The organism is Nocardia carnea (genome assembly GCF_029868855.1).
GTDB lineage: Bacteria > Actinomycetota > Actinomycetes > Mycobacteriales > Mycobacteriaceae > Nocardia > Nocardia carnea_A.
The window spans coordinates 1-12,068 of record NZ_JARWOV010000258.1; the positions used below are offsets into that span (position 1 = coordinate 1).

Sequence of the window (12,068 nt, forward strand, 5' to 3'; positions counted from 1 at the left end):
GATTTCAGAGTGGCAGGTGCCCCCGCGGCGGCGGCTGGACCGGGGCCCCCCCGCGCGCCCCGGGGGGGAAATGAGGGGGGGGGGCGGGGGGGGCGCGCCGGGGGGGGGGCCCGCCCCGGGGGGGCACCTGCCACTCTGAAATCCATGAGTGCCCCGCGTACCTCGCCGAGCCGCCCGTTCCGGGGCAGGCGCCGGGTATCGGCACGTCCGGCCGGTGAACCGGGTTCGCTTGCCCTACCACCCGACCGTGCCCGGGTATTGCTCTACGTCGCATTCCGGCCGGCGGCGTTCGCCCTGGCCGCCATCGTGGTCGCGATGCTCGCGACTCTGCTCACCGCCGGGAGCGACCTCACCGGTCTCAGCGGGGCCGTCGCCGCGGGCTGGCTCGCAGTACACCAGGTGCCGCTGACCATCGGTACCACCACCATGGGCTTGCTTCCCGTGCTGGCCACGGCGCTCGTGATGTGGGCCGCCGCCCGGGAAGTCGTGGCGGCCACCGATTCCGACCCCACCAGGTCCGAGATCGGCTGGCTGTTCGGTGCGGCGGCCGGCGGCCCGCTGCTCATCACCGCCGTCTGCCTGGCCGTTACCGAAGATGCGTCGGGATCCATTGCCTTGCAACGGCCCAACCCACTGGCGGCCTTCGCCTGGGTGCTGGTACTTCATCTGCTCGCTGCCTTCGGCGGGATGGTCTTCCGGTGCCGGGAGCGGATTTTCGACCGCCTGCCCTACGACGCGATCGCCGCCGCATATGTGGCCGGGCGGGCGGTGCTGCGGTTACTGGCCGCCTCGGCCGTCATCATCGTGGCCGGGCTCGTGGTGCACTGGCCCCAGGTCGGCGACACCTACGGTGGCGCCGCGAATTTCGTGGATGTGCTCGGCCTGACGTTGCTCTCGCTGGTGTATCTCCCCAACGCGGTGATCGCCGGGGTGGGCGTCATCGTCGGCCCGGGGGTCCAGTTCGGCGACGCTTCGGTCGGAGTGTTCACAGTGGTCGGCGGTCCGGTCCCGGCAGTTCCCGTGCTCGCGGCCGTGCCGACCGGACCGGCGGCATTCTGGTGGGCTGTTCTGCTTATCGTGCCGGCGGCGATAGGTGTGTACGCCGGGGTGGAATCGGCCCGGGTGAGCTACGACCGGCCGGCGGCGCCGTGGGCGCTGCTCGCCGCTGCCGGGATGGGAAGTGCCGCACTCACCGCCCTGGCCGCCCTGTCCGGGGGCGAACTGGGGAATTTCGGTCGGCTGGGTGTCGAATTGCCGATTTTCGCGCTTGCGGTATTCGCCTGGCTGGCAATCCCCGGATACGCCGGTCTGCTCTACGCGCGGACCTTCCTGATCTCGTTCCCGACACCCCTGCTGCGTCATCCGGACGCATTGTTCGATCCGGCGGACGCCGACGATTACGACGACCCCGACGACTATCACCCCGGTTATCCGGAGCACGTGGCCGCGTTACCGGCCGGAAAGCTGCCCGAACTGCCCGCGGACACCGGCACCTCCGCCGACCGCTACGCGGGCCTGCTGGAACAACCCCGTGACGAGCCGGTCGGCCCGCAACCACCGCTGGAGGTCGAGGTCGTGGACGGGGAACCGGCCGCGCCGGGATCGCGTCCGCTGTCCGATTCCGCGGAGCCCGAAACCGAGATCGTGGACGCCGAGGTGGTCGATCCCGACCCGGCCGGTGACGAGACCAGCGACCGCCGCTAGTCCGGTTGCCGGCGCGGGCGTTGGTCAGCCGACCGCCGCCGGATCGGCCGCGGACCGCGTCTACTAGGCTCTATCCGTGCCCGCGGGTCCGGTCGAGCTACCGGATGGTGCCCGCCCACCGCCCTTCGAACTTCAGGAGTAGAGCCCTGACCGCCCCGGAACCCACCGATTCCACCCCGGCCGGCCTGGTCGTACTCGCCTCGGGAACCGGCTCGCTACTACGCGCGCTGATCGAGGCGGCTGCCGAAACCGCGTATCCCGCCCGGATCCAGGCCGTGGGCGTCGACCGGGAATGTACCGCCGCCGAGCATGCCGCAGCCGCCGGTATCCCCGTGCTGCGCGTCCCGGTCGGCGACTACCCCGACCGCGCCGCCTGGGATCGCGCGCTCACCGATTCGGTTGCCGGATACGCACCCGACCTGGTGGTCTGCGCGGGTTTCATGAAGCTGCTCGGTCCCGCTTTCCTCGGTCGGTTCGGTGGCCGGATCATCAACACCCATCCGGCGCTGCTGCCCTCCTTCCCCGGCGCGCACGGGGTCCGCGACGCGCTCGCCTACGGGGTCCGGGTCACCGGTAGCACGGTGCATCTGGTGGATGCCGGGGTGGACACCGGGCCGATCCTGGCGCAGGAAGCGGTGCCGGTGCGTCCCGATGACGACGAACCCACCCTGCACGAGCGCATCAAAATCGTGGAGCGACGGTTACTGGTGGAGGTTGTCGCCGCCGTCGCCACCCGCGGAATTGTCTCCGATGGACGAAAGGCAGTGATCCCAGATGAGCGAGTTCTCCGGTGAGTGAACGCAAAACCATCCGCCGGGCGCTGGTGAGCGTCTATGACAAGACCGGGCTCGTGGAGCTGGCGACCGCGCTGCACGCGGCGGGCGTCGAACTGGTGTCCACCGGTTCGACGGCGGCCCGGATCGCCGACGCCGGTGTACCGGTGACCAAGGTCGAGGAGTTGACCGGTTTCCCGGAAACCCTGGACGGCCGGGTCAAAACCCTGCACCCGCGGGTGCACGCGGGCATCCTCGCCGATACCCGTAAACCCGAACATCTCGCGCAGCTCACCGAACTCGGCGTCGAGGCGTTCCAGCTGGTGGTGGTGAACCTCTACCCGTTCAGCGAGACGGTGGCAAGCGGCGCCGCCCCGGACGAATGCGTCGAGCAGATCGATATCGGCGGCCCGTCGATGGTGCGTGCCGCGGCGAAGAACCATCCGTCGGTCGCCGTGGTCGTCGACAGCGGTGACTACGACCAGGTCCGCAAGGCGGTGGCCGAGGGCGGGTTCACCCTCGCCGAGCGTACGGCGCTGGCGGCCAAGGCCTTCCAGCACACGGCGAGCTACGACGTGGCCGTGGCGACTTGGATGGCGGAGACGCTGACCAGCGGTTCTTCCAGTGATACGGAGTTCCCGGCGTGGATCGGCGGGAGCTGGCAGCGTTCGGCGGTGCTGCGTTACGGCGAGAACCCGCATCAGGCGGCCGCCCTGTACACCGGCGGCTCCGGCGATCGTGGGCTGGCGCAGGCGCAGCAGTTGCACGGCAAGGAGATGTCGTACAACAACTATGTCGACGCCGATGCCGCCTGGCGTGCCGCATACGACCACGCCGAGTCCGCGGTCGCGATCATCAAACATGCCAATCCCTGTGGCATCGCCGTGGGTGTCGATATCGCCGAGGCGCATCGCAAGGCCCACGCCTGTGATCCGGTGAGCGCCTACGGTGGCGTGATCGCGGCGAACCGGGAAGTCACCGTCGAGATGGCACAGCAGGTCGCGGAGATCTTCACCGAAGTGATCGTGGCGCCGTCCTACGCCGACGGTGCGGTCGAAGTGTTACAGCGCAAGAAGAACGTGCGCATCCTGATCTCCGAACCACCGCGGCGCGCGGGCGCGGAACTGCGCCCGATCAGCGGTGGCGCCCTGCTCCAGCAGCGCGATGTGCTCGACGCGGCGGGTGACGATCCCGCCGGTTGGACGCTGGCTGCCGGCGATCCGGCGGATGCGGAAACCCTCGCCGATCTGGCGTTCGCCTGGCGCGCCTGCCGGGCGGTGAAATCGAATGCGATTCTGCTCGCCCACGACGGTGCCTCGGTCGGCGTGGGAATGGGACAGGTCAACCGGGTGGACGCGGTCGGTCTCGCGGTCCAGCGAGCCGGTGACCGGGCCAAGGGCTCGGTTGCCGCCTCGGACGCGTATTTCCCGTTCCCGGACGGGCCGGAGACGCTCATCCAGGCGGGCGTGCGGGCGATTGTGCAACCGGGCGGTTCGGTCCGCGATCAGGAGACAGTGGATGTCGCTAGGGCGGCGGGGGTCACGATGTACTTCACCGGCGCCCGCCACTTCGCCCACTGAGCTGTGTTCGATTGCGCCGCCTCGGGCGGCGCGGGTTTCGGCCCACCGAGGTCCTGCTGTCGGCACTCGACACTCGCGGCTGTGCCGCCTCATATCGAGCGCTGACAGCAGGAGCTCGCGGACCGCTTCGAGGTCGGCGCGGCTTTCTCCGGCGCTACAACGGTGGGTAGCCCGGGCCGCAAGGGTCGGCGGAGAAGGTGCCGACGAGGTTGGCCATATGGTCGAGAACTTCGGCGGATCCGGAGGAGATCGGGCCGGGGAATCCGGAGCCGCTGGGTTCGTGCATGAAGCCCGAGCCGCTGGAGGTGTCGTTTACCGGCTGGGGAGCGGGTACGGCCGGGTCGGTCGGTTCGAGGGGGAGACCGGGAGTTGCTGCTGCCACGCCGGCACTGTGCCGAGCGTCGGCGCGGCCGCGAATACGCCGGAGACCAGTGGCCGGCGGACCGCCGGTTCAGACAGCGCTGAGTACCCGGCGCTCGCCCAGCGGTGCTTCCAACTGGATCTCCAGTGTGCCGAAGACGGCCATCATCACGCACATCTTGTCGGTGGCGTCAGCGCGGGTTCCGTTACGGAGTTCGACGGTGACCGTGGTTGCGGTTTCGGTGACCGAGGCGTCCACGCCGTAGCACGCGGGGACACCGGTCTCGAAATGTACGGCTATCCGGTCTTCGGCGACCCGTGTCCAAGAGGTGAACGGGATGGGGTGGGCGCCGACGATGGTGGGATCGGCGGTGAACATCTGGCCGGGGTCGGCGGTGGGATCCTCGGTCGGCGTGCTGGGCGGTTTCTCCGGGGTGAGGGTGGCCGAAGGTGCGGGAGACTGACCCGGCTCCGCGCCGGTATCGCCGTTGCCGCCACAAGCCGTGACCGACAGCGCGGTGCAGATCGCCAGAATCGCCAGAAAACCGCGCGGTGAGATCATGCGGACGACTCTAGTGGCCGGGAACTGCCGCGGTCTCCAGATAGTCGAATGCCCGGTACCGCTGTGCGGGACCGGGCATTCGGTGACGATGTAGGACTAGCGGCTGGTGAAGGGGAGCAGGGCCATTTCGCGGGCGTTCTTCACCGCCACCGCGACCTGCCGCTGCTGCTGCGGGGTCAGGCCGGTGACCCGGCGGCTGCGGATCTTGCCCCGATCGGAGATGAACGTGCGGAGCAGGTTCACGTCCTTGTAGTCGACGGTTTCGATCCCCGCGGCGATGAGCGGATTCTTCTTCGGCCGGCGGGCCTGCTCGGCGCGTGCCTTCTTCGACGGGCCTCGTTTGACTGCCATATGACCGGCTCCTAACTCACGAGATCAGTGGGTTTACCAGCTCGATTTGTGCACACCGGGTAGTTCGCCCCGATGGGCCATCTCGCGTACGCGCACACGCGAGAGGCCGAACTTCCGGAGGTAACCGCGCGGTCGCCCGTCGGCGGTGTCCCGATTGCGCAATCGTACCGGACTGGCATTGCGCGGCAGGCGGCGCAGGGCGGCCTGCGCGGCCAGGCGTTCGTCGTCCGGGGTGGTGGGTTTGCGGATGAGTTCTTTGAGTTCGGCTCGGCGTTCGGCGTAACGCGCCACGACCTCGCGGCGCTGGGCGTTGCGGGCGATCTTCGATTTCTTGGCCATTACCGTTCCTCGCGGAAGTCGACGTGTTTGCGGATCACCGGGTCGTATTTCTTCAGGACCATCCGGTCCGGGTCGTTGCGGCGGTTCTTGCGAGTGACGTAGGTGTACCCGGTGCCGGCGGTGGAGCGCAGTTTGACCAGCGGCCGGAGCTCGTTGGATTTGGATGCCATCGCGGTCTCCTCAGATCCGTTCGCCGCGGGCGCGCAGGCGCGCCACCACGGCCTCGATACCGTCGCGGTCGATCGTCTTGATGCCCTTGGCCGAAACGGTCAGGGTGATCCGGCGGTCTTCGCTGGGCAGGTAGTAGGTCTTGCGCTGGATATTGGGGTTCCAGCGGCGGTTGGTGCGCTTGTGGGAATGCGAGACGGATTTGCCGAACCCGGGTTTGCGGCCGGTGACCTGGCAGTGGGCCGACATAACGGCTCCCTTCGACGGAGAACGATGGCGACCGCCGTCGGGCGATGATGACAATCGTTTTCGACAACGGTGAATCGACACTGTAGCGTGTGTCCGGTCCTAAATGAAAATCATTGCCGAAAGGGTCGTGGTGTCCATCTCCGCACAAGCATCCGCAGGCCACCGCGATCGCCGCACTCCGGTCGTGGTGGTCGCCGGTCTGCACGGCGATCCGGCCGCAACCGCCGGTCTGGTCGCCGGTGCCCTCGGCGCGGCCGACGGCACCGTGATCGTCCGTCACGATCTCACCGAACTCCGTCAGGGGATAGTCCGCCGTACCGTGCAGGCCGCCGGGAGAACTGACGAATCCGTGCACGAACTCGCCCACGGCTGTGTGTCGTGCACGCTGAAAGCGGACCTCCTGCCACTGCTGTGCACCTTGGCCGTGCGCGCTTCGGTGCACCGCATCGTGCTTGCCCTGGATCCCGCTTTCGAGGCGGAGGCGGTCTGTGAAGGGATCGCCGAGATACCGGTCACGGGAATCGTCGGCCGGGTGGACGGGCCGGCCGCGCGTGATGTCCGCGTGGCCGCGGTGGTGACCGCGATCGACGTCCGCACCTGGACGGCCGCTGCCACGGGTGACGCGACGCTCGAGGAACTCGGCTGGGCCTGGGCCGACGACGACCGGACGGTGGCGCAGCTCGCCGTGGGGCAGGTCGACTTCGCCGACGCGCTCGTCGTGGCGGGCGGTGCGGACGTGGACCCGGTGGAGCGCGCCCGGTCGAGTGCCGTACTTTCCCGGCTGGTTCCCTCGGCGCCGGTGCTCTGGCCCGAATCGTCCGACGCGATCACACCCGCCGCGATGGACGCACTGCTGAGCCTTGTGCCCCCGGATTCGCGCCGCGGCCGGACCTTCGACGCGCATGCGCCGCTGCTGCGTGGCCGCCCACCGCTCGGACCCGAGCACGGGGTGGAGCTGGTGGAGTTCGCCGCACGCCGGCCCTTCCATCCGGAACGGTTGCACGGTGCACTCGACATGCTCTTCGACGGTGTGGTGACCGCCCGCGGCCGGATCTGGCTGGCCACGCAACCGGATGAGGTGGTGTGGCTGGAATCGGCCGGTGGCGGTCTCCGGATCGGTGGAGCGGGCCGGTGGCTGGCGGCCATGCCGGCCGACGAACGCACCGCCGTCGATCCGGAACGACTGGCCATGGCAGGGATGCGCTGGGACGAACGATTCGGCGACCGCGATATCTCGCTGGTGATCCTGGTGCACGACGCCGATCCGGACGAGATCCGGGAGGCGCTGCACTGGGCGCTGGTGGACGATACCGAACTGCTGCAGGTCGAACGGGCCCCGCAGCTGGTGGCCCGGTGGCCGGATCCGTTCGGTGAATGGCATACCGATCCCTGTGCGCCGGATGAATCCCGCCCTGCCGCCGCCGGTGAGGGGCGAGGAACCGAAACGGGCGATCGCGCCCGGAAGGAGAAATGATGAAACCGGGAATCCACCCCGACTACCGGCCGGTCGTCTTCGAAGACGCGAGTACCGGCAAACAATTCCTCACCGGGTCCACCGCCACCGCCGATCGGACGGTCACCTGGTCGGACGGGAACACCTATCCACTGATCGTCGTCGACGTCACCGCGGATTCGCATCCCTTCTGGACCGGGGCGAACCGCCTGCTGGACACCCAGGGCCGGGTGGAGAAATTCGAGCGCAAGTACGGCAAGCGCGGCGCGCGGGCCCGGAAGGAGAGCTGAGATGGCGGTCCCCAAGCGGCGGATGTCGCGGTCGAATACTCGTAGTCGGCGGGCGAATTGGAAGGCGACCCCTCCGGATCTGGTTCCGGTGACGGTGGGTGGCGTCGTCCACCGGATACCGCGCCGGTTGGTTGCGGCGGTGCGGCGGGGTCTGGTGGATCCGAACGAGTTGAAACGCCGCTGATCTGTCATGCCCCCTAGATATGAATCCGCCTCCGCGGCAGCTCTATCGGGCTCGTTCCGGTGGCGAAAAACGGGGTGTGGGCAACCCTCCGGCTAGCGCTGCAATCTGCTCGACCTGGCTTTTTCGCTTGCTGCGCGATAGCCGACCGATGGACTGCTCGATACAGCGATTACGTACCCGGACACGGCAGACAGCGGAAAAACTTGCCGGAGGTGCTGATTCCGGGACCCGTATCCGTTATCCTCGTGCGTGAGGGCGGGTCTCCCAGCAATGGGAGACCCGCTCATCGCCACTTCAGGGGGTTTCCCGCACGGTTTCCGGCAATTCCTTTCGTGCCGGCTCACATTCCGCCGTCACGGCGCACGCCAGCTCGTCCAGCTGCCGAATCAGCGCCAGCGCCAGTGCGGCCGGCAGCAAGAGCAACGAGACCGGCCACGGCAGCTGCATCCGCTCCGGCTCGTCCGCACGGTCCACCAGATCGGCCACGGTGGCTTCCATTTCACTGATTTCGACCCGCAGATCGGACACCTCCGCCCGGAGTGCGCGCACCTGCGCCCACAACTCCCGCAGCAGCGTGTCCTGCTCCCCGGTCACGAGCTCCGTCTCCACCGGCGATCAGCGAGCGGGCTCGGGCAGCGGCCGTGCGCGTTGCGCGAGCGCCGCGGCCGCGGACGGACGGAGTTCGCTTCCGGACGCGTCGGCGCCGGTGCCACCGTTCGGGTTACCGCCCGTCGACCCGTCCTGCGGTGTGGTGACCCGGTTATCGGGCTTCTTGCGCGCCGGTGTGGGTTTTTCGTCGTGGCGTTCGGGCGCCACCAGAACCGCGGTGATCGGCACGGCCAGCGACAGCAGTCCGATGACCAGCATCGGGAAGGCGTAACCGAACAGCTCCATACCCTCGGCCGGCTGCGCCTCGGGGTCCGGCCGGAATTCCAGGCCGGCGATGCCGGTGAAGTAGAACACCGCCACACCGGCCGCGAACATCACGATCGATCCCACGCGGGCGGCCGGGAAACGGAATCGCTGGAACAGCCATACACACAGCGACGAAGCGAGAACCGCGATCACGACCGCGATCAGATACAGCCAGACGGTCACCGATACCGAACCCTGGATATCGGCCGAGGACAGCTGCAACCAGAGCATGATCCCGAAACCGAGACCGATGGCCGCGGCCGCGCTCCCCATCCGCCGCACATCGAATTCGCGGCCCGCGAGCAGCAATCCGGCGAACACCGCGGCGACGGCGAAGACCAGCGATAGCGTGAGATCGGAGATGTCGTAGCGCAGGACCGTACCCGGAACGGAAACGCCCAGCAGGGAAACCGTGCTGGCCAGCCATACACCCACCCCGCCGATCGAGACGGCGGCGGCGGCGATCCAGATCGGGCGGAACCGCACCGAACGGCGGCCGTTGACCGCGCACGCCAATCCGACGAACATGCCGACGGCGGAGACCAATGCGGTCAGCAGAGTGAGCCAGTAGCCCATGGTGAACAGCTCGACGGTCGCGACCGTCTCCGCGGCCAGCAGGTCAACCATGCCGGGCGACTCCCTCGTACTCCTGTGCCTTCAACCGGTTGATCGCGTATTCGGTGACGGCCGCCAGGGCTTGGCGGACCTCTTTGGCATCGCGGGCATCGATATCGACGATCGGCACCCCCTCGCGGACCGACAGTGCCTCGCGCAGTTCGGCCATGGCGAACCGCGGCGCGTTCGGGAAACGGTTCACCGCGATGAGGAACGGCAGGTTACGTGCCTCGAAGAAATCGACGGCGGCGAAACTGTCTTCCAGACGGCGGGTATCGATCAGCACCACGGCGCCGATCGCGCCGCGGATCAGGTCGTCCCACATGAACCAGAACCGGCGCTGGCCCGGCGTGCCGAACAGGTACAGCGTCAGATTGCCGGGCAGGATGATCCGCCCGAAGTCCATGGCGACGGTGGTGGTCTGCTTGTCCGGGGTATCGTCCAGATTGTCGACGCCGTCGGAGAAGCTGGTGACCATTGCCTCGGTGCGCAGCGGCACGATCTCCGAGACCGCGCCGACGAATGTGGTCTTCCCCGCGCCGAAGCCGCCCGCGACCACGATCTTGGTCGACGCGACGCGGGTATCGGATCCCGCCGCGGCACCACCCTCGGTCCTGCTATAGGGCTCGGAGTCCACGCAATGTCCTCTCCATCAGCGACCGGCGCTCGTCGTAGCTCGCCTGCTCGGTCAAAGTCGAATGCACTCGCACGTTGCCGTCCACGACGAGATCACCGATGACGACGCGGACCATACCGAGCGGACGATCGAGATGGGCGGCGATTTCGGCGACCGACAGCTGGTGGGTACCGAGCCGAAGGATCTCGGCCCGGATATCACCGGACGGCCAATCGAATTGTGCATGATAGGAGATGGTTTCGATAACCGCCTCCATCGGCAGATCTACCGCCGGTTGGGTGCGGCCCGAGGTCAGGGCATACGGCCGGACCCGACCGGCCCGGCGCGGGGTACTCGGCGCCGACTCGGGGCGGAACCGGTAGGCACCGGTGTTGAACTGCGCGGATGCGGGATCGTTCTGCGGGGTTCCCGGCCCGAAATTATGTGCGCCGGGCCCGTAGTCGGGCCCGCCGGTATTGAAGTTGGGCATTGCTTGGCCGAATTGGGACATGGCGCTCAGACGGTGGATCGGGCGGTCGCGCTGACGACCGAGCCGACGCGGTCCACGAGTAGTGCCATCTCGTAGCCGATCCGGCCGATATCGTGCTGTTTGTTGGCCAGCACCGCGATATGGGAGCCGTTGCCGACGCTCATCACCAGCAGGTAGCCGCGCTGCATCTCCACGATCGACTGCATCACCTTGCCACCGTCGAACAGCTGGGCCGCGCCGGTGGACAGGCTGGCCAGACCCGCGGTGACCGCGGCCAGCTGTTCGGCCCGGTCGGCGGGCAGATGTGGGCTGACCGCCTGTAGCAACCCGTCCGCGGAGACCAGGACGGCGTGGGAGACACCCGGAACGTCCCGGGTGAATCTGGCGACCAGCCAGTTCAGATTCTCGTCCGTGCTGCCATTCGGGGTGGTCATGCAAGCCCTCCGTCATTGTGCTGTGCGTCGGCCCGCCCGCTGCGGACGCCGCTCAGATGTCTGGTCAGATTGCTCCGGATCTCCTCCGGATTCCGCGGGGCCTCGTCTTCGACGGGGGCGAGCCCGCCGGGCACGAGCTGTGCGCCCGGCCGGCGGATCGGGAGCCCGTTGGCGGTTTTGGAGTCCGAACTCGGCTTGGCCGCATCCTCGGCGGCCAGCCAGCCTGCATCGGCCGGTGATGTCCAGTCCCGGCTCGGCTCGTCCTGTGTCGACGCCGGCTCTACCAGCCACTCCGACACCATGCGCTGGTATATCGGGGTGGGGGTAGCGGTGCCGACGGGCTGTAGCCGGGCGGATGTGGTCGTGCCGGCAGGTGTTTCGTCGAGGCGCTGTTCGGTGCGTCCGAACGGATCCTCGCGTTCCATACCCGGGCGGCGGATCGGCAGCCCGGAGCGGGAGGTGATCGTTGCCGGAGTGTCGTTCGGCGGCGATGGAGCGGTGTAGCCGGATTCGACCGGAGCCGGGAACGATTGGGTCTTGTAGGTTTCCGACCACAATCCGGTCGGAGTCTCGTCGGGGTCGGGTTCTTCGACGGGGTCGAACGCCGAGAACGTGTCCCGCGTACCGTTCGCGCCGTTGCCCGCACCTGTCATCTGCGGGAAATCCGCCGACGGCCGCCGCTGCGGCAGTCCGGAGGCAGTCGTGCGGATCCCTGAGGCGTTGGTACCGGCACCCGAGGCGGTCGGCGCCGGGGTCAGCGGTCGCACCGGGTCCGGTCGCGCCGGCCAGGACTCGTCCTGCGGCAGGCTGGGTACCGGCATCAACTGTCGTGGCTGGGGCGGTACCGGCAGCGCGGGGGAGGAGTGCAGCTGCGGCGGGAGCTGGGGCGGGGAACCGAGGGAGAAATCCGTGGTGAGGGTGGTCGAGTTGTCCGAGCCGGTATCGGGTGATACCAGCAGGCCCGGTAGGTGGAGGCTGGCGGTGA

Annotated in this window: 17 protein-coding genes and 1 pseudogene; 6 read left to right on the top strand and 12 right to left on the bottom strand. The window is 68.3% G+C overall.

Translation table 11 applies throughout. The features are described from left to right. Positions 1-144: 144 nt before the first annotated feature. The 3 genes from QH195_RS26845 (at position 145) to purH (ending at position 4,057) form a co-directional block, all read left to right on the top strand. Positions 145-1,704 carry a cell division protein PerM gene (locus tag QH195_RS26845; protein WP_280437459.1) on the top strand — a complete coding sequence of 520 codons (1,560 nt, stop codon included), beginning with the start codon at positions 145-147 and terminating at the stop codon, positions 1,702-1,704. Positions 1,705-1,808: 104 nt separating this feature from the next. Continuing rightward, positions 1,809-2,498, top strand: a complete 690-nt coding sequence (gene purN / locus QH195_RS26850; protein ID WP_280437460.1) for a phosphoribosylglycinamide formyltransferase — start codon at positions 1,809-1,811, stop codon at positions 2,496-2,498. Next, entirely contained in the window at positions 2,495-4,057 is a 1,563-nt protein-coding gene (gene purH, locus QH195_RS26855; RefSeq protein ID WP_280425375.1) for a bifunctional phosphoribosylaminoimidazolecarboxamide formyltransferase/IMP cyclohydrolase, read from the top strand. The genes purN and purH overlap by 4 nt, the downstream gene beginning before the upstream one ends. 154 nt (positions 4,058-4,211) lie before the next feature. Here the strand turns inward: purH and QH195_RS26860 are convergent, their stop codons facing one another. The 6 genes from QH195_RS26860 to rpmB form a co-directional block, all read right to left on the bottom strand. Beyond that, entirely contained in the window at positions 4,212-4,439 is a 228-nt protein-coding gene (locus tag QH195_RS26860) for a hypothetical protein (RefSeq protein ID WP_280437461.1), read from the bottom strand. A 69-nt stretch (positions 4,440-4,508) separates the two neighbouring features. Then, positions 4,509-4,979 carry a hypothetical protein gene (locus QH195_RS26865; RefSeq protein ID WP_280437462.1) on the bottom strand — a complete coding sequence of 157 codons (471 nt, stop codon included), beginning with the start codon at positions 4,977-4,979 and terminating at the stop codon, positions 4,509-4,511. 96 nt (positions 4,980-5,075) lie between these two features. Next, positions 5,076-5,330: a 30S ribosomal protein S18 gene (gene rpsR, locus QH195_RS26870; RefSeq protein ID WP_195056382.1), complete on the bottom strand. Its 255-nt coding sequence runs from the start codon at positions 5,328-5,330 to the stop codon at positions 5,076-5,078. A gap of 33 nt (positions 5,331-5,363) precedes the next feature. Beyond that, positions 5,364-5,669, bottom strand: coding sequence for a 30S ribosomal protein S14 (gene rpsN / locus QH195_RS26875; RefSeq protein WP_062973670.1), 306 nt, complete (start codon positions 5,667-5,669; stop codon positions 5,364-5,366). Further along, entirely contained in the window at positions 5,669-5,839 is a 171-nt protein-coding gene (gene rpmG, locus QH195_RS26880; RefSeq protein WP_280425378.1) for a 50S ribosomal protein L33, read from the bottom strand. The genes rpsN and rpmG overlap by 1 nt, the downstream gene beginning before the upstream one ends. Positions 5,840-5,849: 10 nt before the next feature. After that, positions 5,850-6,086 carry a 50S ribosomal protein L28 gene (gene rpmB, locus QH195_RS26885; protein WP_280425379.1) on the bottom strand — a complete coding sequence of 79 codons (237 nt, stop codon included), beginning with the start codon at positions 6,084-6,086 and terminating at the stop codon, positions 5,850-5,852. A gap of 103 nt (positions 6,087-6,189) precedes the next feature. Here rpmB and mrf point away from each other — a divergent pair, with 103 nt between their 5' ends. Genes mrf through rpmF form a run of 3 tightly spaced genes read left to right on the top strand, consistent with a single transcriptional unit; the run spans position 6,190 to position 8,013 of the window. Then, on the top strand, positions 6,190-7,560 hold the full coding sequence (gene mrf / locus QH195_RS26890) for a ribosome hibernation factor-recruiting GTPase MRF (protein WP_280437463.1): 1,371 nt from the start codon (positions 6,190-6,192) through the stop codon (positions 7,558-7,560). Continuing rightward, positions 7,560-7,829, top strand: a complete 270-nt coding sequence (locus QH195_RS26895; protein WP_280425381.1) for a type B 50S ribosomal protein L31 — start codon at positions 7,560-7,562, stop codon at positions 7,827-7,829. Before mrf ends, QH195_RS26895 begins: the two co-directional genes overlap by 1 nt. 1 nt (position 7,830) lies before the next feature. Continuing rightward, entirely contained in the window at positions 7,831-8,013 is a 183-nt protein-coding gene (gene rpmF, locus QH195_RS26900; protein WP_280437464.1) for a 50S ribosomal protein L32, read from the top strand. A gap of 294 nt (positions 8,014-8,307) precedes the next feature. On the opposite strand, the gene QH195_RS26905 is transcribed toward rpmF, so the two are convergent. From QH195_RS26905 to QH195_RS26930, 6 genes and pseudogenes are all read right to left on the bottom strand, one after another. Continuing rightward, positions 8,308-8,607: a hypothetical protein gene (locus tag QH195_RS26905; RefSeq protein ID WP_280425383.1), complete on the bottom strand. Its 300-nt coding sequence runs from the start codon at positions 8,605-8,607 to the stop codon at positions 8,308-8,310. 21 nt (positions 8,608-8,628) lie between these two features. Beyond that, positions 8,629-9,555: an MHYT domain-containing protein gene (locus QH195_RS26910; protein WP_280425384.1), complete on the bottom strand. Its 927-nt coding sequence runs from the start codon at positions 9,553-9,555 to the stop codon at positions 8,629-8,631. Further along, a complete protein-coding gene (locus QH195_RS26915; protein ID WP_280425385.1) occupies positions 9,548-10,180 on the bottom strand; it encodes a GTP-binding protein in 633 nt (210 codons plus the stop codon). Before QH195_RS26915 ends, QH195_RS26910 begins: the two co-directional genes overlap by 8 nt. Continuing rightward, the gene (locus QH195_RS26920) at positions 10,161-10,475 is read right to left on the bottom strand and encodes a DUF742 domain-containing protein (RefSeq protein WP_280425416.1); all 315 of its coding nucleotides are present in this window, start codon (positions 10,473-10,475) and stop codon (positions 10,161-10,163) included. Before QH195_RS26920 ends, QH195_RS26915 begins: the two co-directional genes overlap by 20 nt. A gap of 200 nt (positions 10,476-10,675) precedes the next feature. Next, the gene (locus tag QH195_RS26925; RefSeq protein ID WP_280425386.1) at positions 10,676-11,083 is read right to left on the bottom strand and encodes a roadblock/LC7 domain-containing protein; all 408 of its coding nucleotides are present in this window, start codon (positions 11,081-11,083) and stop codon (positions 10,676-10,678) included. Continuing rightward, positions 11,080-12,068: pseudogene (locus QH195_RS26930) on the bottom strand (hypothetical protein); the annotation flags it as partial. The gene QH195_RS26925 and the pseudogene QH195_RS26930, both read right to left, overlap by 4 nt.